Genomic DNA, 20474 nt, shown 5'->3' with positions numbered 1-20474 from the left:
TGCACATACTCTCCTAAAAAATATAGGTGTAAGATTTCTTGCTATCTTACACCGAGGACAATACGAACTGATTTTTGTCACTTGCTATAATTCTGTGGAGAAATTAGAGGAGTTCAAGAATCTTATTAAGAAAGCCGGGTCAGTGGATGAGCTAAAGGGGTTTTTGGGGAAGATTGTTTAGTCCTCAAGCACAGATTCTGTCTCAATCTTTGTTCCTGTGGAATTCTAATCGGCGCCCTGCCCCCCAAGCACAACAGAGGCGTTGACGCCTCCAAAGCCAAAACTGTTTGTGATTCCTGAACGAATGCTGTCGATTTTCAGCTCTTTTGTGATAACGTTCAAGCTGCACGCGGGGTCGATTGCCTGAATATTTATCGTCGGAGGAATAAGTCCCGTGTATATTGACATTGCTGCTGCGGCAGTCTCAAAAGCGGCTGAGGCGCTGAGCATGTGACCAGTCATTGATTTATTCGCCGTTACCGGCAGCCTCATCACGTTACCCTTAAACGCCTTGTGGATGGCCTCAGACTCTACCGCATCCCCAAGGGCTGTTGAGGTCGCGTGGGCGCTGATGAATGTCACATCTTCTGGGCTGAGGGCGGCCTCTGTGAGGGCGTTAACAATGGCGGCGGCCTGCATTGTGCTGTCTGGCCTAACCATGTCCATGCCATCAGAGGTGTTACCATAGCCTAAGACCTCTGCATATATGCGCGCCCCTCGCTTGAGCGCTGAGCTGCATTCTTCCATCACCACAACACAGGCACCTTCTGCAAGGACAAACCCGTCACGCCCCACACAAAACGGTCTCGACGCTGCTGCCTGTGATAAAGTCTTTGACAACGCACCGCTTGCACTATAGCCCTCTATGCTGAGTTTGCAAAGCGGTGCCTCCGCCCCTCCGGCAAGTGCCCCCTCTGCGTACCCGTGTTTTATCAGCCTGAATGCCTCTCCAATGGCATTTGCCCCCGACGTGCAGGCGTTTGATATGCCAAGCGTGTGACCGCGAAGCCCAAACTTCTGCGATATGTACGAGGCAGCCATTGATGCCGTAGTTGTCGGCATCAGATATGCCGATACCTTTCGTCGATTATCTTTGCGGGAGTATAGGCTTGCCGCCGCTGCGTTTATCATTGATATCCCAGCCCTGCTTGTCCCTATTATTGAGGCAAATCCCTCCGGTTTTGTGCTGGCTGCGTCGTCAAGCGCCATTGCCGCTGCCGCCACTGCATAGTGGACAAACGGGTCAAGGCGGTTTTGTTCCCGGATGCTTAAAAATTGCCCTGCGTCAAATCCCATTAATTGCCCAGCAAGCGTAATGCCGCCACAGCTCAGGTGTTCGGGCAGCGTACTTATCCCGCTTCTGCCAGCGATGAGACCCGCCCATGAATCACTAAAACTATTTCCAAGCGGTGTTACCGCCCCTATGCCAGTGATAACTACACGATTCATAAACACCTCGGATCAGGTGCGTCAAGCCTTCCGGTAATTGCATATGACACGGCAGGACATCCGCCCCGGCATTGGTTATTGAGCGCACAGTGCAGACACGCACTGCCGGTAAACGACCTGAAGAAATCCAATACAGGACTTTCCCATATCAACTGAAAGTCATCGGTAAATATATTACCAAGCCTGAATTTCCGGCTGCGAAAAAACAGATTGCACGGGTATACATCACCATTTGGCAGCACAGCCGCCTTCGTAGTCCCAGCCGGGCATCTCACGCCCTCAAGCTCAGGATAGACCTCTGTGTCGGGTAAAAAACCACCGCAGTACACACCATCAACTCCATTGTTTGACTGTTTTAATGTGTTCAGTTTCTCATAGTATTCATAAAACGGCAGTGTCTCTCTCAGGTCTGCCTGAGACATAGCGTCTCTGAAGATTAAATAATAGTTAATCCCCGGCTGCCCGATATACTTAGCCGCCGCCTCTGGCACCGGAGATGCCTTATTTGATGCAACGCTCTTTACATAGGGCTTGTGCTCCATAATGAAATCATCAAGCGCCTCAGGGATTTTGTCATTGACAGATACTCCGATTTTTACGTTTGAGCCAGAGGCGCTACTTGATATACACCTCAGCATATTAATGTTCGAGCCGTTAGTGCTGATTGTGGCAGAGAGATTATTGTCATTTATTATGGCGGCGAACTCGGCGATATTTGGATGTAGTGTCGGCTCTCCACCAAGTATATCAATGCTTTCTACGCCGATTTGTCTTAGTACGCTAATAAGTGATGAGAAATCGCTGGGGCTTATCATGCCAGATTCGCTTAGTCCGCGGTTAAAGCAGAAATCGCAGCTGTAGTTGCATGTCAGGTTGGGATAGAGCTGTACGCCTCGTGGATGTGCAGAATCAGGCATCCTCGATGACATCATCTATCCATGTCAGGGCTGCAGCAACCGCTGGAAATCCCACAACGCTGGTGAGCAGGATGGCAGCGTGCCTGAGCTGTTCCGGTGTTGCGCCGTGTGACAGCGCCCTGCGCGTGTGGCTGTGGACTGAACCTTCTGAACGTATTGCAACTGCGGCGGCAAGCTGTATCAGTTCTGCTGTCATGGCGTCAATCGGGCCTGCTGCCTTTGCCGCTTTGCCCAATGTCTCAACGGCCTCAAGCAGGCTGCCGTGTCTTTCTTTTAATTTTGCATAATGCGCCGGTATCTTTTTCATCATGTCTCCCCTGGTATTGTTTTATTTAATTTCGTATTCCTTTTTAATGGCATCCTCGTTATACCCTACGATTACCACCCTGCCTCCATCAACTACTATTGTCGGGAATGTCTCACGCGGGTTATATTTCTTGACTTCCAGGAGCAGCTTATCCCGCGATTCTATGTCCAGCGTGTCCAGCTCTGCAAGAATGAATTCAATGTTATGTGTTGTAAGCAGCTCCTTTACCTTCTTACATGAAGGACAGGTACTCAGGGCAAATATTACAGTATTTTTTTCGTTCATGGTTTCTCCTGTTTATATTATCAGCCTTTTGGCGGCCTCGTATACATCTTTTAATGCAGTGGGATGTTCACGTATCGCCCCTATTGCGTCTACCTTTGTAAAATAAATGGTCTCGTGTTTCGGGACGCTGATAGTCCTGAAAAAGGCCGTTGCCGTTGCCCCGCCGCTTTTAAAACCAATCTCTTTATCCATGCCCCCTACCATCAGAAGAAGTCCTTTTCTGTGCCCCTGCGGTATTGGGCGGCCAAGCAGATATTTTTCACACCAAAGCGCCTGACACCTGTCTATTAAACCCTTAATCTGTGCCGTCAGACCGAAAAAAAATATCGGAGACGCTACAATAAACCTGTCTGATGTGTATATTGCCCTGTACACGTCTTGCATGTCGTCTTCTATGACGCACTTTCCTGTGTCATCGCAGCCGCCGCAGTTGCTGCACGGGGCTATATCCATGCCGTGAGGACGAAAGAAGTCCACAGGGCAGCCCTCTTCTTTGACTGCCCTGATGGCCTCATTTAACAATATCTCAGTGTTGCCGTTTACTCTCGGGCTGCCGAGAATGGCGGTAATTTTCATAGTATTTCAGCTATCCCTGTAATACCATAGGCTCACCGCAGCATACCAACTCGCCGCCGCCCACCTTTGTCACTACTACCTCATTTCCACATATATCACACTTGTACTTTTCGCCCTCTTTCTTAACTCCCATGTTTTTATCCCTCCAATACCGTTTTTACTTAAGGGCTTCGGCGACCTTGCCAACGAGATCGGCACCCGGCTTGAGGGTCTTGTCCCCTTCAGCCTTCCATTTCGCCGGACAGGCCTCAGCTCCATGCTTTGACAGGTATATGTTTGCCTTTACTTTTCTCAAAAGCTCGTCCATGTTCCTGCCGAGATTGTAGAAATTTATTTCTGCATTCAGGAGCGTCCCGTCGGGGCTTATAATAAAAGAACCCCTGAGGTCAAGACCGGAGCATTCGTCATATACACCGAACAGTCTTGACAGGGCTGTGTTACGGTCTGCGCCCATGGGGTATTTGACCCCTTCAAGTGACTTCTCGTCTTTGTGCCATGCCAGGTGCGTAAATTTTGTATCTGTGCTAACTGTAATAACCTCTGCACCGCACTTTTTAAAGTCGTCATACAACCCGGCAAGGGCTGAAAACTCAGTTGCGCAGACAAACGTAAAATCTGCTGGATAAAACACGAGGACAGTCCACTTGCCCTCATTTTTCAGGGCTTCAAGCGATATTTCCCCAAAATCCTTCTTCACAGGGTCATATATGTCTATCTTAAAATCAGGAACCTTCTGTCCAACTTTTAACCCGCAACACACATCATCATAATCTAACTCATCACACATGTTCTCTCTCCTCCTGTATAATTTTGATTAAACGCACGAGCATCCTTACTCAGTTATAGTAATCTGCTTTACGGCCTCCCACTGCCCGTGTAGATTACATCTTTCGACAACCCTTATTGTAGATGTGCGGTGCTTTCCGCTCTTGACGAGGGTTACCGTTACGTCAGGAAGGGTAGTCACAGGCGTCAAGTCAATTCTCACCTTAAAGTTCTCTCCCGAAAACACCTCTATCCACTGAACGCTGTGGGCTTCCTGCATCACATGTGGGATTTCTCCAACCTTAATATTTACCTTAAAAGGCTCCCCTGCCTTTACCGTATCAGGGCAGTCAATAACAGGCATATGCTTTTTCTCTGTCTCTGTTAGATTGCCGGGCTCAGCCGGTTTATTCATACCACAGAACAAACTCTTTTCTGACATTTTAGCACCTCCTGATTAATTTTACTATCTCAAGCCTATACTGGCTCAAATGCTTCTTTGGGGGCGTTACACACCGGGCACGTGTAATCGTCATGCAGGTCGTTAAACGGTGTTCCTTCTTTTGATTCATCATAAATCCACCCACATACAGTGCATCTGTGCATTATTTTTCCTCCTTACCCACACAATTTACACATCTTTGTCGATGTGCCTGCAAATTTTTTCTGATAGTCCTTCACCTGCTGCGCAAAGTTGCGACCAAATTCATAGCACTTTTTCTCGTCGTCCGGCTTCAGCCTGTACTGCACCGCAACGCCGGGCTCGACTATCGGCATTTTCATTTTGTTAAACATCTCATAGAGCCACTTCACTGCACCTCCGCCCCAGCCGTAGCTGCCGAAGGCGGCCATCAGACGCTCCTTCGGACGCAGTCCCATCAGATGTACCATAAACTCTGCTATCGAGGGAAACACCTCATTGTTTAATGTCGGAGAACCTATCAGACAGCCCCTTGATTTCCAGAACTCCTTTATTGCAACACTCATTGGCGTAGAGCGAAGTTTTATCACCTTGCAGTCAACCCCCTCCTCCCGTATACCTCTCATTATGGGAAGGGTCATCTGTTCAGTGCTGTGCCACATGGTGTCGTATATTATAACAATCCTCTCCTTAGCCTGATTGTCTGCCATGTCTATGTACATCCCAAACGCAAGATCAGGTTTTTTCCTCCATATAATGCCATGGTCGGGGGCTATCATGTCTATTTCGATACCCATTTTCTGGATTTCGTTTATTTTAGTCTTTATAAGCGTACCAAAGGGCATCAGGATATTGGCATAGTAGTCCAGTGTTGCGTCCTCAAGTTCAGTTAACGACGCACAGTCGATGAACTCATCATCAAAACGTGCCGCTGTGGCGATATGCTGACCGAAGGCGTCCTGCGACAACAGGAGCTTTGCACCATCAACATATGTCATCATCGAATCCGGCCAGTGTATCATAGGGGTCTCTATGAATTTTAGCTTGTACTTTCCTGTTTTTATCTCGTCTCCAGTCTTGACGGTCTTGATATTCCACTTTGAAATATCAAAAAATCTATCCATTCCGGCCTTGCCCCTTTGGGTGATGTAAATGGTAACATCGTGCGGGACTATTTCCATAATCCTCTCAAGGGCGCCCATGTGGTCATTCTCAATGTGGTTGATTACTATGTTCTTAATCTTAGACGGGTCAACTACGCTCTTTATATTGGCTATGCCAACCTCGAGGAAGTCGTGTTTTACTGTGTCAACTAATGTTATCTCATCGTCTAAGATCAGATAATTATTGTACGTCGTCCCGCTTGGGGTTACGTAACCGTGAAAATCCCTAACTGCCCAATCAACAACACCTACCCAGTAGATATCCGGCTTGATCTCTATGACATTCATCCTTTATTTACCACCTTGTTGTATTTTAACTCACTCGCTTTACGTACATATTGCAGCCTCTGCAGAGTGCTTCGTCCTCGTCGCTCCACATCTCAAGTTCTGCCCCGCACGACGAACACGTTACCACATCCGGGACGGCTGACCTGATTACGGCACACGCTGGTTTTTCCTTAAACTGTGACCCGCTCATGTGCCTTCCTCCAGCCCTGGCTCTTAAGGCGCTCCATGCGCGTGTTTGCCCATGACTTTATCTCCTGCAAGTACTGCTTCGGATTGACCTTGGCTTTTGATACGATTTCCTCTTTCTCCCGAATGCTGTCTACATGGTCGTTCGGGTAGATACCACGCCAGGAACAGTAGTCCTCGTCGAATATTACCTCTGGAGAGAGGTTTCTCAAATGTTCGGCTGGCAGGTTCTTTGCCATCAGGCGCGCTATGTCCATTTCGTATTCTAAAACCCAGTTGTTGTCGCGAATCATTGTATCAGGATTGAATGCAACACCCTTGCTGCACTCAGGGCAGTACAGCCCCATCAATGTCTCCGGCGGTAGTATCTCATTTCTGAAATTTATGCTGACTTCCTGCGCCCCGCAGCTGCATTTAAATGTATGATCCATGCACATAACCGTGACCCTCCTTATGATAAAAGGGGTACCGCTGATGGGTACCTGTTTTTAAAGCATAGGGGAAAACCTTGCCTTCCCCACCCCGCAAAGTGGACACACCCAGTCTTCTGGCAGCTCCCCAAAGGGTACACCCTTGGGGATGCCTTGCTTCTTGTCCCCTTTGGCGGGATTATATATATAGCCACAAAGCCCACATACGTACTCTCTGTGAGCCTCTCTCTCCTCTTTTTCTTCTGTGTCGGGCATGGCAAATTTCTCAACCTCTCTTATTTATATTACAGCGCTGGTTACTCTTCTTTTTTCATTGTAGCCTTTTCTCCACACTTAGGACACTTCTGAGGCTTACATCTACCTTCTTTTTCTGCTCCGCATTTCTCACACTTAAATACTGCCACTTTTCTGCACCTCCTTTACTATCTGGCTTTACCAGTGGGCCCTATTTAACTGGCGGCACACACCAGAACCACAAATACATGCTGTATAATTTAGATTTGTACATCTGCAAGCTGCTACTTATAATTTTACCAGTAACCAAAGTCCCACGTCAAGTGCCGAAATCAATTAACACAGACCAGAAATTAAATAATTCTACTGTAAATATTTTGCCGTTTCAAGTATTTTTTTATTTATGTCCCGCTCTTAGGCAATAGTTGCATTATTCCTTTTACCTCAAGTCCGGTAAATGCCCGCCCCTTTATTACGGCTGCGTTCATTGTGTTTACGCTGCTGCCGCACTGTAGTTTGTATGTGTATATTTCTACGGGTACGCCTTCTGTCCTGCTGGTAGATATGGTGTCGTCTCCAGTTTTGTCATATGTTATGCCGCATGTGCCGGGTGGGTATTGCCTGAGCAGATTGTCTTTCAGGGTGTCTGGGGAATAACCATAGTCCATCGCATGAAAATCAGCAAACCAGTTCCTGTACACAACGCGTCCTGTGAAGAGTTCTGAAAACTCCTTACTAAGCTGACCGTCTCTGTCATATGAGAAAAAATCAGGGAGCAGATATATTGTTTTCCCGCTCTGCAGACTTGATAAAACGCCGCGTGCATATTCACTGGCCTGGGCTTCAGACGGGTTGAGCGGGTGAATACCACACTGCAGGCCCATGAAATACGGTACGAACACACAGTTGTCCATCCCTAAGACCATCGCATTATCTTTTGCAATATCAGCGTTTTTGAAGAAATCAGCAACCGGATTATATCTGGTGTGAAACACAAGGGCAGGATAGACGCTCATAAACAATACAATTGAAACAATAATTGATGCACCATAGACTAATGCGTTTGACAGGGGTTCTTTTATGTTGTATCTTTTTAATATCTCATCAAGCGCCGCTGCCATAATCGGAAAAGACATAACCCCCTGCCACAGGAAGTGCCTGTACTTTACCACGGTGATATTACAGTAGAAATCAGAAATCGCCAAAAACTGAACGGCAAATGCAAGGTATATGAGCTTTTTCGCCCTGTCCTTCACCAAAAAAGGCGCTGCAAGGCCGATAAACTGACAAATAAACAGGAAACTTCCAACACCGTATCTCCAAAAAGAAACCCCCATAGGGAAAAGCTCTGAAAACACACCAAGAAATTGCCCGTCATACGGGGACTTGGTCTTGCGAATCAGACCTATAAAGTGCGAGCTGTCTATGATGAATGATACGGCAAGGGCAGCGCCCATGATTATTCCAACTTTAAGCAGCCCCTTTTTGAGATTAGCTGTTTTAAATATATCAGTCCAGCTGTTTTTAATATCGGCCATATTGACATATATGTAAAAAGCGAAAAATGGCAGAAACAGCGTTATCGTATCCTTAGAAAGTATCGCAAGCCCCAGCACCACCCCGGAGATATACTTACAGTACGAGGGACGCCCTCTGCCTGAAAGCCACAGGGCGGCAGACAAGTACATAAGACCGATGAAATCCTCCTTGAGATGTGTAATGGTCATCAGGGCAGCAGGGGTTATAAATAAAAAAAGCGTCGAGACGAAGGCCGCCCTAAATCCCGCAAGTTCCTTTATCCACATATAATAAAAAAACAGACCGAACAGGGCGCTCAGTGCCATGGTTACCGGCAGTGTTAGTTTCCCTATTAATATGCTCAGGGGAACAAGCGTATAGCCGGTGGCGCACCGTGCATCGAAAAAACACTGGAGCTTTGAGGTATCTTTAAACGTATCCACGGTCTTCATATACAGCACCGTGTCATAGTGGTATGGCTCTTTAAGCGTAAACATAAAAAGGACAACGGCAAAGCAGAGAAACAACACTGCAACAGCGGCGCGCTCTACTGTTGGATTTACGTGGGCAGGATTTAGGGCGGTGGGCACAGCGTTATTTATTGCTTTAACTTTTTTCATAAAGACGCAGTTAGAGCGCCACCCTGTCAAGTGTCCTGTACTGAATGGCCTCTGAGATATGTCGCGGCATGATGGCGTCAGAGGCGTCGAGGTCAGCTATTGTCCTTGAGACTTTTAATATCCTTGAGTATGCGCGGGCAGAAAGACCAAGCCGTTCCATTGCAAGGTCAAAGATGCGCTGGGCATCGGGCGTCAGAGTACAGTATTTTTTGATATGCCGTGTCTTCATCTGGCCGTTAGAGTAAATCTTATCTTGTTGTTTGAATCGTTCGGTCTGGCGGTCTCTGGCCTTGTTGACGCGCTCCCTGATTTGTGCTGATGACTCGCCGCATGTAGCGGCTGAGAGTTCCTTGTACGGCACATTGGGGACATCAACATGTATATCGATACGGTCAAGCAGAGGGCCGGAAACACGGCTTCTGTATCTGTGAATATGTGAAGGAGAGCAGATGCAGGGGCGGCGGGTGTCGCCGGAATAACCGCAGGGGCATGGGTTCATGGCCGCTATGAGCATAAACGACGCAGGATAGTTTATAGAGGCTGCAGCCCTTGAAATAGTCACCTCGGCATTTTCGATAGGCTGCCTCAGGACTTCAAGGACGTTTCGTTTGAACTCCGGCAGCTCATCAAGAAACAGGACGCCATTGTGTGACAGGGAGACCTCACCGGGCCTGGGCATCTGCCCGCCGCCTATCAGGGCGATGTCCGATATGGTGTGATGCGGGGACCTGAACGGGCGTTTCGCAAGTATGGGTACATCGGTTTTGAGGAATCCCGCAACGCTGTGTATAGAGGTTGTCTCGATGGCCTCGTCGAATGTCATTGGAGGCAAAATAGAGGCCGTGCGTTTTGCAAGCATGGTCTTACCGGCGCCGGGCGGGCCTATCATTAGAATATTATGACCTCCGGCAGCTGCGACTTCAAGGGCGCGCTTGGCGTGTTCCTGTCCTTTTACGTCAGTAAAATCCTCTTCATAAACTGATGACTCCGCCATGACCCTTGATACATCGGTAACACAAGGGGTGAAGGCAGAGCCGTTATTAAAAAACTCGATAACATCGGTCAGGTGCTTCAGTCCGTATATCTTTACGCCTTCGACGACAGATGCCTCGGCTGCGTTTTCATAGGGCAGGATCAGGCCGTCAAGAGATGCCCTGCTTGCCGCAATTGCCATCGAGAGGCAGCCTCTTGTGGGTTTCAGGCTTCCGTCGAGGGAGAGTTCACCGGTGATGAGGAAATCCTTCAGCTTATCCTTTGGTATAGCGCCCTCGGAGGCCAAAATTCCAACCGCCAGAGGTAAATCAAATGCGGAGCCTTCTTTTTTCAAGTCTGCCGGGGCCATGTTTACGGTTATCTGTTTAAGAGGGAATGAAAAGCCGATGTTCTTGAGAGCGGCACGAACCCTGTCCTTGCTCTCTTTGACAGTAGTATCAGGCAGCCCGACAATGGAGAAATGAGGAAGCCCCTTTGAGGCAATATCGACCTCGACCTCGACCAAATGGGCATTGACGCCTGCAATTGCAGCACTAAGCACTTTTGAAAGCATAGCAATAAAGATTATAGTAGTTCTCTATACAAAAGTGCAAGGATTGTTGGTACTGGGCCAGGGCAAACGCATTTGAAAGTTTAAGCAGAAATAGCCTATTTTTTTATTCCGACCGATGCTTTCCTGGATTCCAGCTTTCGCTGGAGAGACTACGATACGGCTTGGCAAACGTGAATTGGGGAAAAAGCAAGAAACCCTGAAGGAAACAGAAACTGCTTCCCGAATACGCAAACGAGTGGGTGGTCGTCCTTTGATTAATCATGAAGTAATTGTTAATCTTATTGCGAATACAACTACAACAGCAGGTTTTCGTATTCATGCGGAACTTGACACATCTCAGTATCCAACAGGTTTGAAGATTAGCAAAGAGCAGACGATGAAAGTTAAAATAGAACCAGCTACTTTTCATGAAAATGACTGGAACTATACTATTTATCCAAACTTAATACAAAACAGATGAGTTATTTATTTACAACTCCTAAGCTGCTAAAACGCAAGGGCTAATCAGTAAATTTCTACTGTCTTTGCTGTGACCAATTCATGTGTGCTAAAATGGTGTCATAATGAATACACGAGCTGCCGTCAGCGTATGGAGACTGATAGAGTACTCAGTAAACGACGCAAGTTTCAATATGGCGGCAGATGAGGCGGTTGCTGCTATGGTTGAGGCCGGAGTTTCCCCGCCGACCTTAAGGTTTTACGGCTGGGCAGTCCCTTCGGTTACAATAGGGGCATTTCAACGTATCGGGACAATAAATACAGAGGCGTGCAGGGCTATGAATTGCCCAGTTGTACGGCGGCCTACCGGAGGGCGCGCAATCGTCCACGACGACGAGCTGACGTTTAGTTTTTCAACCGGCACACACACTGCCCCTTTTTCAGAGAGCGTGCTTGACAATTACAAGGCTATAGGGTCGGCATTCTTTCTGGCATTTAAACGCCTCGGACTAAGCTGCGAGATGACTCAACGGCGGCTGCGGCGTTCAGAGGCCAGCCCCTCAACTGGCAACCCCATGTGTTTCTCAGCAGCATCGTACAGTGAGATAACCATAAGTGGAAGAAAAATCCTCGGTGCAGCTCAAAAGATATATCCTCAAAAGGTATGCAAGGGTGCGCTGCTTGAGCAAGGCTCCATTCCACTTTCAGTAAACCACGCAATGCTTCTGACGGTATTCACAACCGGAGGAGCCGGGCTAGAGTTTTCAAATAGTTTGGACGGAGGTCTTGCTGGCCTCAGAGAGTTTGACAAATCTATAACGCTGTCATCGGTTGCCACCGCCGTTGTTGATGCCTTCGGGGATGTCTTTAGCGTGTGCCTTCAATCCGGTCATCTGTCAGAGGAGGAATTGTCACTGGCTGTGGAGCTGCAAAAGAAGTATCAGTCGCAGCAGTGGACGTTTCGTAAGTAGCGGCAATGTCCTGTAATATGCTGCTCAAAAGTCAAGACATTTTTTCACTGAAAATCACTGGCGTTTGACACATTCTGTTAGAAAGAGCTATACTTTAATCACTTTACCATCTCAACAAAAGACGGCACAATAATTCGGGATAAGATAATCTAATGTTGAACAACATACGCAAGAAAGCATTAAAATCTATTGATATAATAAGGTATTTAGAGAGGCTGAGCATAACTCAACGTGCGATGGGTTTTGTTGTCATATCTTTAGCGCTGCTCTTGTGGACAAACTTTTCAAATATTCCCCAGCTAGCGCAAATGGCCGAAAGCGCGCGAGTGCTTTATGATCACCCCCATACCGTTACCAACGCTATAAAAGACGCTAAGATACTAGCATTGCTTCACAGACGCATTGTACGCGAGTATGTAATTGAAACAAACACTGAAGCACGCGAGCAACTCCTGAAGAATAAACAGGAAAACGAAGACAGGTTTAACAACTATATGAAACTGGCTAAGGAGCGTTATTTAGGCGATAAGACACAAGTCGAGGAGGCAATAAACCTATACCGCCAGTTGTTGACATATGTTCAGGTAGAAATAGATGCCGCAAAGCAAGGCAATACCCAGGAGGCATTAGAGCATATGCGTGACTCACATCCAGGCAATCCGTGGCCTCTGCTGTTAAAAACAATGGACCAAATCGTTGATTTTGCTGAAGGCAGGGCAAAAGAAACATATAAAGCATCTCAGGCAATCTATGAGACTGAGCTGATACACGTATTTATTTATGCCGTATTCAGTGTAATTATCCTCATTCTGATTTCATACATATTTGTCCGTTTGCTGTTGCGCCCATTGAGTGTCTTTCGAGACAATATTGTTGAGCTTTCAGAGGGGAATTTTACCGGTACGATAGCCTTTAAATCTGACAAAAATGAATTCGGACAACTGAGCCGTGCCCTCGATACGCTAAGGCAAGTCGCTGTCAGGGAGGCAAACGACACATTTATCAAGAAACAAACAGCCGATATTGCCAGGGTTTTGCAGAGGTGTGTGTCTTTTTCAGACTTTGGCAATGAGCTGACCTCTAAAATAGCCCCCACTATGAGGTTGATATACGGGGCTTTTTACTATGTTAAGCAGGGCATGTTAATAAGGACTGGCGGTTATGCCTGTGATGACTCATCTAACTACAGCCAATTCGTCTTTGGACAGGGGCTTGTCGGGCAGGCGGCCAGCAATAAAACCCCTCTGTCGATTAAACTCTCTTCACAGGGGCACATAGGTACCGGCTGCGGTTTGGGTACAATTGCCATTAACGCAGTATACATAGTGCCAGTTGTGCATAACGATGAAGTCCTTGCAGTGCTTGAAATGGCAACGACAGAAGAGGAATTTACAGATAATCAAAGGGCATTCATCGATGCACTGATTCCGGTTATTGCCATGAATACAGAAATCCTCTCTGGAACAATCGAGACACAACAACTGCTTCAAAACTCTCAGGCACAGACCCTCGCACTTGCCGCCTCCGAACAACAACTTATCTCACGGCATGATGAACTTGAGGAAAATAACAAACGCCTTGCCGAACAGACACGCCTTATGGAGGAACAAGCTGAAGCGTTGGCTGCCCAAAAAGAGGCCCTCATACAGCAGCGCACTGAGCTTCAGGAAAGCAGAACTGCCCTCCTGCATGTCGAACAACGCAGCCAACTTATTCTGAATTCCGTTGAAGACGGCATTATAGGGCTGGATACTGATGGGGTAACAACCTTCATAAACAACAGCGGGGCTGCTATGCTGGGCTATAGCGTGGAGGAACTGACAGGCTGCCCTACGATTCACTATGTGTTTCCAGACGGGTCAGAATTCCCGCAGGAACAATGCCCGATGTTTATGACAGGCAAGGACGGTCAAGCACGAACCGTCACTAACGAAGTCCTTTGGAGAAAAAATAAGACAGCTTTCCCTGTTGAATATACGGCAACGCCGACATATAAAAACGGCACAATTGTTGGAACAGTAGTGGTGTTTCGCAATATCACATTACGACAAACAGGCACATTGAACAAGTTACAATAATGTACGCCAATTAAGATTGGTACAAATATGAAATTGAGAAAATATTTTGAAAACGTGCCAGTGTCCCAGCGCATGACGGCATTCACCAGCGCTGTAATAGTTATGCTTATCTTAACGGGTTTTTCTGACTATCCACGTCTTTGCGCGCTGTTAGGGGTGTCTATACTTATACTGTTATCATATTTATTTACCGGTTCGATCACCAGACCGTTAAAGCTATTTCAGGAGAGTATCGTTGAGCTGTCAAAAGGCAAAATAAACAGTGAGATTCCGTTACAGTCACTGGAAAATGAATTCGGTGAGGTAGCTCGTTCACTTGAGGCGCTGAGACAGTTTGCTGTAGAGGAAGCAAAGAAAACATGGATGAACGAACATGTTACAGAGATTGCCCATGCTATTCAGAGGTGTGCCACGTTTGCCGATTTCGGAGGCGAGCTGACATCGAAGCTCGCACCAATTATGGGGCTTATATATGGGGCATATTACGTGAGCGATTCTAACTGCAAAGAGCTTCAGTGGGTCGGGGGCTATGCCTGTGGCGACACATGCACAATACGCAATTACAAATGGGGAGAGGGGATAATTGGTCAGGCTGCCAGTGACAGGAGGGCCATGAACTTATTGTTTGAAACATCAGACACCATCATATCAACCCAGATCGGGCCGGGGGCACTGAATGTCTCTGCCATAGCAGTTGTCCCGGTGATTCACCGCGATGAGGTGATTGCGGTTATTGAGCTTGGGACGATGGGGGCATTTGTTGAGGAGCAGATGATGTTTCTTGATAGTCTGCTCCCGATTGTGGCAATGAATATGGAGATTCTGTCTGCCGGTATTGAAACTCAGCAGTTGCTTCAAAAAACGCAGGCACAGGCACAGGCACTGAGCGTATCTGAACAGCAGCTCATGGCGCGTAAGGACGAACTCGAAGAAAGCAGGGCAGTACTTGCTCAAATAGAGGAACGAAGCCGTCTTATATTGTCTTCGATAAAAGATGGGATATGCCTGCTTGACAGCCAGGGGATAATACTGTATGCCAATAACGCCAGCGCAGCGATGCTGGGTTACACCGAAGAGGAACTCATTGGTGAACAAATGCACGCAGCAATCCACTATGCCCACATAGACAGCACTCCATATGCAAGGACTGAATGCCACATACACATGACAACAAGAGACGGCACAAGCCGCAGCATTTCGGACGAAGTCCTGTGGCGCAAGGATGGCAGCTATTTTCACGTCGAATATACCACGACGCCAATTCATAAAGGTGACACACTTGTTGGTATAGTGGTAGTATTTCGCGATATTACAGAGCGCATCAGGGGTGAGATGGCGGTAAAAAAGGCGAATTTTCTGGCCGATACAGCGCTGCAACTGTCGAAGTCCGGTTACTGGCACGTCCCTCTTGACGGCTCCGGCTGGTATAATTTATCTGAGCGCGCAGTTGCAATCTTTGGAGACATCCCTAATTCTGACTATCGTTACCGCCTCAAAGAGGATTGGCTTGTCCATGTCGAAGAGGGGGATGAGGCAGCGGCAAAGTCTACATTAGAGAACTTCAACGATGCCGTTGCCGGAAATATCCCTGTTTTTGACAGCACCTATGCCTATAAGCGTCCGATTGACGGGCGTGTGGTCTGGATACGCGATGTAGGTATCGTCAAAAAAAACGCACAGGGCAAGCCGACCGACATGTATGGTGTTAATCAGGATGTTACAGATTTCATCAACGCTCAGGAAGAAATACGGCGGGCAAAAGAAATCGCCGAGGAGGCGACTAAGATGAAGTCTGACTTTCTTGCCAACATGAGCCACGAGATTCGCACCCCAATGAATGCCATCATCGGCATGACCCGTTTGGCCCTGCAGACAGAGCTGAACTCTAAACAGCGAAACTATATGGAGAAGGTTGACGCTGCGGCAAAGAATCTGCTTGGCATCATTAACGATATCCTGGATTTCTCCAAGATTGAAGCCGGAAAACTGCAGTTCGAGCAAAGCAGCTTCTACCTGGAGGATGTGCTAGAACATATTGCCGACCTGTCAACCATAAAGACACAGGAGAAATCCCTTGAATTCCTGTTCAACATAGACATCGATGTCCCAACTGCCCTTGTCGGTGATTCGCTGAGGCTGGGGCAGGTGTTGATAAATCTCACAAACAATGCCATCAAGTTTACCGAAAAGGGAGAGATTATTATAAATATTTCAAAGGAGGCAGACGGCGACGAGCCCAATACTGTGCGTTTATATTTCGGCGTAACTGACACCGGCGTCGGCCTTACCCAGGAGCAGCAGAATAAGTTGTTTAAGGCATTTTCCCAGGCTGACACCTCAACGACCCGCAAGTACGGCGGCACGGGATTAGGGCTTACAATAAGCAAGCGGCTGGTTGAGATGATGGACGGACAAATCGCCGTAAAAAGTGAGCCAGGCGTTGGCAGTACTTTTTATTTCACGGCAAAGTTCGGACTACAACCCACACAAAGGCGATTGTCAGCCGCTGCTGGTGACATACATGGACTTCGGGTGCTGGTTGTTGACGACAATCCAAGCGCGCGGGAGATATTCCAATCCATGCTGACTGCCTTAAAGTTTAATGCCACAGCGGTCAAAAGCGGTACCGAGGCTATCGAGGAACTGATGAGCGCACAGCGCCAAGGTATGTCCTACCGTGTTGTGTTTATGGACTGGCGTATGCAGGGGATGGACGGCATAGAGACAATCCGCCGCATTCGTTCAGATGTTAAGCTGGCCGACATCCCAGCCTTTATCATGGCTACTGCATACAGCCGTGATGAGTTGATGCACCAGGCAAAGGATATAAAAATAGACGGTCTGCTGACAAAACCGGTAAGTCCGTCAACCATGCTTGACAGTATACTGACAGCCCTCGGCAAACAGGTTGTCAAAGACGTTAAGCGAAGCCGGAGAGACGACCATCACGAAGCCGAAAAGTCAATGCGCGGGGCATATGTACTGCTTGTCGAAGATAACGAAGTCAACCAGGAATTAGCCATTGAGATACTGCAAGACGCTGGCATGAGGGTTGATGTTGCCGTAAATGGACTTGAGTCGCTTGAAAAAGTAAAGGCCAACAAATATGACGCTGTCCTGATGGACTGCCAGATGCCCGTTATGGACGGGTTTGAGGCCACCAGAGAGATTCGTAAAGACGATAGCTTTGCCAGCCTCCCTGTCATAGCCATGACTGCAAACGCGATGGCCGGAGACAGGGAAAGGTGTATCCAGGCCGGCATGAACGACCACATTGCAAAACCCATAGATGTCGTACAGTTGTTTACTACGCTGGCGCTCTGGATAAAACCAGCAGATGCCCCTGATATCAAACAACAGCCAAAACCACATGAAGATGCCCTGCCAGATATTGTCGGCCTTGATCTTAAAACAGCCCTGCGCCGCGTAGGCGGTAACGCAACTCTGCTAAAAAAGCTGATAACACGTTTTACACAGACACAGGCCGATGTCATAGACAGGATAAATGCCGCTGCCGCACGCGCTGACTATGAGACAGCAACACGTGAGGCACACACTGTTAAGGGCTTGGCTGGTAACATAGGGGCAGATGAAGTGTTTAAGGCTGCGGCAACGGTTGAAGGGCTGCTAAAAAACACTAAGACAAACGAGCTGCCTGAGCCGTTACGGACTCTGGAGGAGGCACTAAAAGTGCAGTTAGCGAATATTTCAGAGGCAATGCCTGCACCCGTTGAGCAATCACAGACCGCCGACTCTGTGCCAATTGACACCGCTGCCCTTGCTGAAGAAATTCAGAAGTTTGCCGCAATGCTTGCCGAAGACGACCCAGGCGCTGCTGAGACAGCCGGAGGGATAATGGATAAACTAACTGCCCTTGGACATGGGGAAGCGGCAAGGCAGATAAATACCCTTATATCGGGGTTTGAATTTGAAGATGCCCTTGAGAAATTGAAAGAAGCGGCTGCCGCCATAGGGGTTGAACTATGAAGAGGTTATTGGTATATATCCTGCTGTTATTAATACTAATACTGGGGCTGTCAACGACCAGCGCCGATGCGCCTAAAAAGGGAGAAAAACTTGAATTGACCGATGAGGAGCGGACATTCATTGCAGGTAAACAGTTCCGCCTGGGGATAGACACAAACAGGGCGCCATTTGAATTTGTAGACGAACGGGGCCGTTACATGGGACTGAGCGCAGAAATTATTACAGAGCTGGCCAAACGCCTTAATATTACCATAGTTGCGCAAAAGGACATGAAGTGGAAAGACGCACTTGAGAAAACAAAGACAGGAGAGATTGACATCATCCCCAAGATAACACCATCTGATGAGAGGCGGAAGTTTTTGCTGTTCACCGAACCATATACCACCAATCCATCTGTAATCGTTACCCGTAAAAATACTACAATTAAGGGATTTGACGACCTGTATAAAATAAAAACAGGCATAGTAAAGGGCTTGATAATTGAGGCACGCCTTAAGGTTGAGCATCCCCGTTTGTCACTTGTGCAACTGCCGGATATCGAGACCGCATTGAAGGAACTCTCTACGGGCACAGTAGACGCCCTCATAGATAATCTTGGCACGGTAAGCTTTAATATAGATAAAATAGGTCTGTCCAATTTAAAGATAGCGGCATCAACCCCATACATGCATGACCTGGCAATAGGCGTCAGGAAGGACTGGCCGCTCCTTGCCTCTGCCATGAGTAAGGCGCTGCGGAGTATGAATGAGGAGGAATTACGCAAGATAAAGTACCGTTGGATATCCATCAAATATGACCCCGGCATTGACTGGAAGACAGTAGGGCCGATTGTTGGGGCATTGATAGTTATTGTGATATTTGTTTTCCTGTGGAACAGGAGATTAGTGCGTATCATGCGTGAGCGCAACAGGGTTCAGGAAGAACTTAAGGAATATACACGAAATCTTGAACTCATCTCAGCAATCAAGTCACAGATTGCTGAAATCTCATCGAGGCTGCACACTGCCGCAACGGTTGAGGAACTGGCACAAACATTTATGACAAACATTGCGCCAGTGCTAAATGCCAGCTATGGGGTGTTCTATGTATTTGACAGGAGTGAAAACCATTTCAGGCCTGCGGGTGGTTATGGTGCCTGTCCTACTGATATGAACCGTACATTTGCCCTGGGCAAGGGGCTTATCGGGCAGTGTGCAAGGGAAATGCAGCAAATATCAATCGATTCCGGTGATTCCGGTGATTCCAGTGATTCAGGTAATGCCGGAACTGACCCTCATATCACCATTTCATGCGGGGCCTTAGAACTCCGCCCACGGCATATCGCCTTATATCCGGTTAAACATATAGACAGCGTGCTTGGTGTTGTCGAGCTTGCCGCGTTGAATGATTTTAACAAGAGCCACGAACCTATTCTTAATGAACTTATCCCTGTCATAGCGATGAATCTCATAATAATTGAACGTAATCTGAACACCCGGCAGCTTATGGAACTAGCAAACCGGCAAAAAGAGCAGTATAGGGCTATTTTTGAACACTCACAGGATGCTATTATGACGCTGGCCCCGCCTGATTGGAGATTTAAGTCTGCCAATCCTGCTACTCTGAGGCTTTTCAAGGTATCCTCAGAGGAGGACTTTGTTAAGCTGGGGCCGTGGGATTTATCTCCGGAATATCAGCCTGATGGAGTACTCTCTTCGAATAAGGCACCACAGGCCATTGGAAAGGCAATGGAACAGGGATATAATTATTTCGAGTGGACACATAAGACCATTGACGGTGAGGATTTCTCCACGACTGTCACATTGACGAAAATGGGGGCCGACGGCTCTGAATTCCTTCAGGCAAACGTTAGGAATATAACTGAGGAGAAACAGGCGGCAGAGCTGATGCTGCACTCAAGACAGGAGCTTGAGAAAAAAAACAGGGAGTTTCAGGAGATGCTTCACAGCAGCCCCATAGGTATTGGCATCTCAACAGGCGGAATTTTAAGGTTTTGCAACCATACATTCACGCAGTGGACAAGCCTGTTGCCGGGAGATGTAACAGTAAAGGCATATGTCAATCCCGATGACCGCGAGCGTCTTATACAAATTATGGACCGCGATGGAATAGCCCGCAACTACGAACTGCAGATGCGTTCTACTGACGGCAATGTTGCCGATTTACTAGTCACTTATATGAAGATAAAGTATGAGGGAGAGGATGCAATTCTGGGCTGGTTTATCAATGTTAACTCAATAAGAAAAGTTTAACAAGGAATAATATATTATACAGGGCGTAAATAAAACCGATAA

Annotated in this window: 22 protein-coding genes; 6 read left to right on the top strand and 16 right to left on the bottom strand. The window is 47.5% G+C overall.

Annotated features, from left to right (window positions below):
* A partial coding sequence (locus ASN18_RS17630; RefSeq protein WP_236861761.1) for a hypothetical protein occupies nt 1-181 on the top strand: 181 nt, incomplete at its 5' end.
* A gap of 44 nt (nt 182-225) precedes the next feature.
* Here the strand turns inward: ASN18_RS17630 and ASN18_RS13710 are convergent.
* The 16 genes from ASN18_RS13710 to ASN18_RS13640 all read right to left on the bottom strand — a co-directional run bounded on the left by ASN18_RS13710 (nt 226) and on the right by ASN18_RS13640 (nt 10706).
* Nucleotides 226-1449, bottom strand: a complete 1224-nt coding sequence (locus tag ASN18_RS13710; protein ID WP_085053352.1) for a beta-ketoacyl-[acyl-carrier-protein] synthase family protein — start codon at nt 1447-1449, stop codon at nt 226-228.
* Complete coding sequence (locus tag ASN18_RS13705) at nt 1446-2366, bottom strand: radical SAM/SPASM domain-containing protein (RefSeq protein WP_236861760.1); 921 nt, start codon at nt 2364-2366, stop codon at nt 1446-1448. Before ASN18_RS13705 ends, ASN18_RS13710 begins: the two co-directional genes overlap by 4 nt.
* Entirely contained in the window at nt 2359-2676 is a 318-nt protein-coding gene (locus tag ASN18_RS13700; RefSeq protein ID WP_236861759.1) for a carboxymuconolactone decarboxylase family protein, read from the bottom strand. Before ASN18_RS13700 ends, ASN18_RS13705 begins: the two co-directional genes overlap by 8 nt.
* 18 nt (nt 2677-2694) lie before the next feature.
* Nucleotides 2695-2958: a glutaredoxin family protein gene (locus ASN18_RS13695; protein ID WP_085053349.1), complete on the bottom strand. Its 264-nt coding sequence runs from the start codon at nt 2956-2958 to the stop codon at nt 2695-2697.
* Between the two features lie 12 nt (nt 2959-2970).
* Nucleotides 2971-3534 (bottom strand): flavodoxin family protein, encoded by a 564-nt coding sequence (locus tag ASN18_RS13690; RefSeq protein ID WP_085053348.1) that lies wholly within the window; start codon nt 3532-3534, stop codon nt 2971-2973.
* Nucleotides 3535-3544: 10 nt separating this feature from the next.
* Complete coding sequence (locus ASN18_RS13685) at nt 3545-3667, bottom strand: desulfoferrodoxin FeS4 iron-binding domain-containing protein (protein WP_085053347.1); 123 nt, start codon at nt 3665-3667, stop codon at nt 3545-3547.
* 24 nt (nt 3668-3691) lie between these two features.
* Nucleotides 3692-4321 carry a peroxiredoxin gene (locus ASN18_RS13680; protein ID WP_085053346.1) on the bottom strand — a complete coding sequence of 210 codons (630 nt, stop codon included), beginning with the start codon at nt 4319-4321 and terminating at the stop codon, nt 3692-3694.
* A 45-nt stretch (nt 4322-4366) separates the two neighbouring features.
* Entirely contained in the window at nt 4367-4741 is a 375-nt protein-coding gene (locus tag ASN18_RS13675; RefSeq protein ID WP_085053345.1) for a class II SORL domain-containing protein, read from the bottom strand.
* A 35-nt stretch (nt 4742-4776) separates the two neighbouring features.
* A complete protein-coding gene (locus tag ASN18_RS13670; RefSeq protein ID WP_085053344.1) occupies nt 4777-4905 on the bottom strand; it encodes a rubredoxin in 129 nt (42 codons plus the stop codon).
* A 12-nt stretch (nt 4906-4917) separates the two neighbouring features.
* Nucleotides 4918-6171 (bottom strand): FprA family A-type flavoprotein, encoded by a 1254-nt coding sequence (locus ASN18_RS13665; RefSeq protein WP_085053343.1) that lies wholly within the window; start codon nt 6169-6171, stop codon nt 4918-4920.
* 25 nt (nt 6172-6196) lie between these two features.
* Nucleotides 6197-6361 carry a hypothetical protein gene (locus ASN18_RS17280; RefSeq protein WP_157073005.1) on the bottom strand — a complete coding sequence of 55 codons (165 nt, stop codon included), beginning with the start codon at nt 6359-6361 and terminating at the stop codon, nt 6197-6199.
* Entirely contained in the window at nt 6342-6794 is a 453-nt protein-coding gene (locus ASN18_RS13660) for a hypothetical protein (protein WP_085053342.1), read from the bottom strand. The genes ASN18_RS17280 and ASN18_RS13660 overlap by 20 nt, the downstream gene beginning before the upstream one ends.
* Before the next feature lie 51 nt (nt 6795-6845).
* The gene (locus ASN18_RS13655; RefSeq protein ID WP_085053341.1) at nt 6846-7043 is read right to left on the bottom strand and encodes a rubredoxin; all 198 of its coding nucleotides are present in this window, start codon (nt 7041-7043) and stop codon (nt 6846-6848) included.
* 41 nt (nt 7044-7084) lie between these two features.
* The gene (locus ASN18_RS17860) at nt 7085-7192 is read right to left on the bottom strand and encodes an RCKP-type rubredoxin-like domain-containing protein (RefSeq protein WP_085053340.1); all 108 of its coding nucleotides are present in this window, start codon (nt 7190-7192) and stop codon (nt 7085-7087) included.
* Nucleotides 7193-7423: 231 nt separating this feature from the next.
* A complete protein-coding gene (locus tag ASN18_RS13645; protein WP_085053339.1) occupies nt 7424-9160 on the bottom strand; it encodes an ArnT family glycosyltransferase in 1737 nt (578 codons plus the stop codon).
* A 10-nt stretch (nt 9161-9170) separates the two neighbouring features.
* Complete coding sequence (locus tag ASN18_RS13640) at nt 9171-10706, bottom strand: YifB family Mg chelatase-like AAA ATPase (protein WP_085053338.1); 1536 nt, start codon at nt 10704-10706, stop codon at nt 9171-9173.
* A gap of 115 nt (nt 10707-10821) precedes the next feature.
* Here ASN18_RS13640 and ASN18_RS13635 point away from each other — a divergent pair, with 115 nt between their 5' ends.
* From ASN18_RS13635 to ASN18_RS13615, 5 genes are all read left to right on the top strand, one after another.
* Nucleotides 10822-11166 carry an ISAzo13-like element transposase-related protein gene (locus tag ASN18_RS13635; protein WP_085053337.1) on the top strand — a complete coding sequence of 115 codons (345 nt, stop codon included), beginning with the start codon at nt 10822-10824 and terminating at the stop codon, nt 11164-11166.
* 103 nt (nt 11167-11269) lie between these two features.
* Nucleotides 11270-12115, top strand: a complete 846-nt coding sequence (locus tag ASN18_RS13630) for a lipoate--protein ligase family protein (RefSeq protein WP_085053336.1) — start codon at nt 11270-11272, stop codon at nt 12113-12115.
* Nucleotides 12116-12267: 152 nt separating this feature from the next.
* Nucleotides 12268-14193: a PAS domain-containing protein gene (locus tag ASN18_RS13625; protein WP_085053335.1), complete on the top strand. Its 1926-nt coding sequence runs from the start codon at nt 12268-12270 to the stop codon at nt 14191-14193.
* A gap of 27 nt (nt 14194-14220) precedes the next feature.
* Nucleotides 14221-18180 carry a response regulator gene (locus ASN18_RS13620; protein ID WP_085053334.1) on the top strand — a complete coding sequence of 1320 codons (3960 nt, stop codon included), beginning with the start codon at nt 14221-14223 and terminating at the stop codon, nt 18178-18180.
* Nucleotides 18177-20432 (top strand): transporter substrate-binding domain-containing protein, encoded by a 2256-nt coding sequence (locus ASN18_RS13615; protein WP_085053333.1) that lies wholly within the window; start codon nt 18177-18179, stop codon nt 20430-20432. Before ASN18_RS13620 ends, ASN18_RS13615 begins: the two co-directional genes overlap by 4 nt.
* Nucleotides 20433-20474 lie beyond the last annotated feature (42 nt).

Origin of the sequence: Candidatus Magnetominusculus xianensis (assembly GCA_001541255.1) — a bacterium.
GTDB lineage: Bacteria > Nitrospirota > Thermodesulfovibrionia > Thermodesulfovibrionales > Magnetobacteriaceae > Magnetominusculus > Magnetominusculus xianensis.
Note: the sequence above shows the minus strand (reverse complement) of the source record. Positions and strands in the feature narration are given on the sequence as shown.

Excerpts from the sequence above, each read along its gene's own strand:
- ASN18_RS13710 (WP_085053352.1), bottom strand. The coding sequence starts at position 1,449 with ATGAATCGTGTAGTTATCACTGGCATAGGGGCGGTAACACCGCTTGGA.
- ASN18_RS13645 (WP_085053339.1), bottom strand. The coding sequence starts at position 9,160 with ATGAAAAAAGTTAAAGCAATAAATAACGCTGTGCCCACCGCCCTAAAT.
- ASN18_RS13680 (WP_085053346.1), bottom strand. The coding sequence starts at position 4,321 with ATGTGTGATGAGTTAGATTATGATGATGTGTGTTGCGGGTTAAAAGTT.
- ASN18_RS13690 (WP_085053348.1), bottom strand. The coding sequence starts at position 3,534 with ATGAAAATTACCGCCATTCTCGGCAGCCCGAGAGTAAACGGCAACACT.
- ASN18_RS13660 (WP_085053342.1), bottom strand. The coding sequence starts at position 6,794 with ATGTGCATGGATCATACATTTAAATGCAGCTGCGGGGCGCAGGAAGTC.
- ASN18_RS13685 (WP_085053347.1), bottom strand. The coding sequence starts at position 3,667 with ATGGGAGTTAAGAAAGAGGGCGAAAAGTACAAGTGTGATATATGTGGA.
- ASN18_RS13620 (WP_085053334.1), top strand. The coding sequence starts at position 14,221 with ATGAAATTGAGAAAATATTTTGAAAACGTGCCAGTGTCCCAGCGCATG.
- ASN18_RS13615 (WP_085053333.1), top strand. The coding sequence starts at position 18,177 with ATGAAGAGGTTATTGGTATATATCCTGCTGTTATTAATACTAATACTG.
- ASN18_RS13635 (WP_085053337.1), top strand. The coding sequence starts at position 10,822 with ATGCTTTCCTGGATTCCAGCTTTCGCTGGAGAGACTACGATACGGCTT.
- ASN18_RS13640 (WP_085053338.1), bottom strand. The coding sequence starts at position 10,706 with ATGCTTTCAAAAGTGCTTAGTGCTGCAATTGCAGGCGTCAATGCCCAT.
- ASN18_RS13630 (WP_085053336.1), top strand. The coding sequence starts at position 11,270 with ATGAATACACGAGCTGCCGTCAGCGTATGGAGACTGATAGAGTACTCA.
- ASN18_RS13705 (WP_236861760.1), bottom strand. The coding sequence starts at position 2,366 with ATGCCTGATTCTGCACATCCACGAGGCGTACAGCTCTATCCCAACCTG.
- ASN18_RS13670 (WP_085053344.1), bottom strand. The coding sequence starts at position 4,905 with ATGCACAGATGCACTGTATGTGGGTGGATTTATGATGAATCAAAAGAA.
- ASN18_RS13625 (WP_085053335.1), top strand. The coding sequence starts at position 12,268 with ATGTTGAACAACATACGCAAGAAAGCATTAAAATCTATTGATATAATA.
- ASN18_RS13655 (WP_085053341.1), bottom strand. The coding sequence starts at position 7,043 with ATGCCCGACACAGAAGAAAAAGAGGAGAGAGAGGCTCACAGAGAGTAC.
- ASN18_RS13700 (WP_236861759.1), bottom strand. The coding sequence starts at position 2,676 with ATGATGAAAAAGATACCGGCGCATTATGCAAAATTAAAAGAAAGACAC.
- ASN18_RS13675 (WP_085053345.1), bottom strand. The coding sequence starts at position 4,741 with ATGTCAGAAAAGAGTTTGTTCTGTGGTATGAATAAACCGGCTGAGCCC.
- ASN18_RS17280 (WP_157073005.1), bottom strand. The coding sequence starts at position 6,361 with ATGAGCGGGTCACAGTTTAAGGAAAAACCAGCGTGTGCCGTAATCAGG.
- ASN18_RS13665 (WP_085053343.1), bottom strand. The coding sequence starts at position 6,171 with ATGAATGTCATAGAGATCAAGCCGGATATCTACTGGGTAGGTGTTGTT.
- ASN18_RS13695 (WP_085053349.1), bottom strand. The coding sequence starts at position 2,958 with ATGAACGAAAAAAATACTGTAATATTTGCCCTGAGTACCTGTCCTTCA.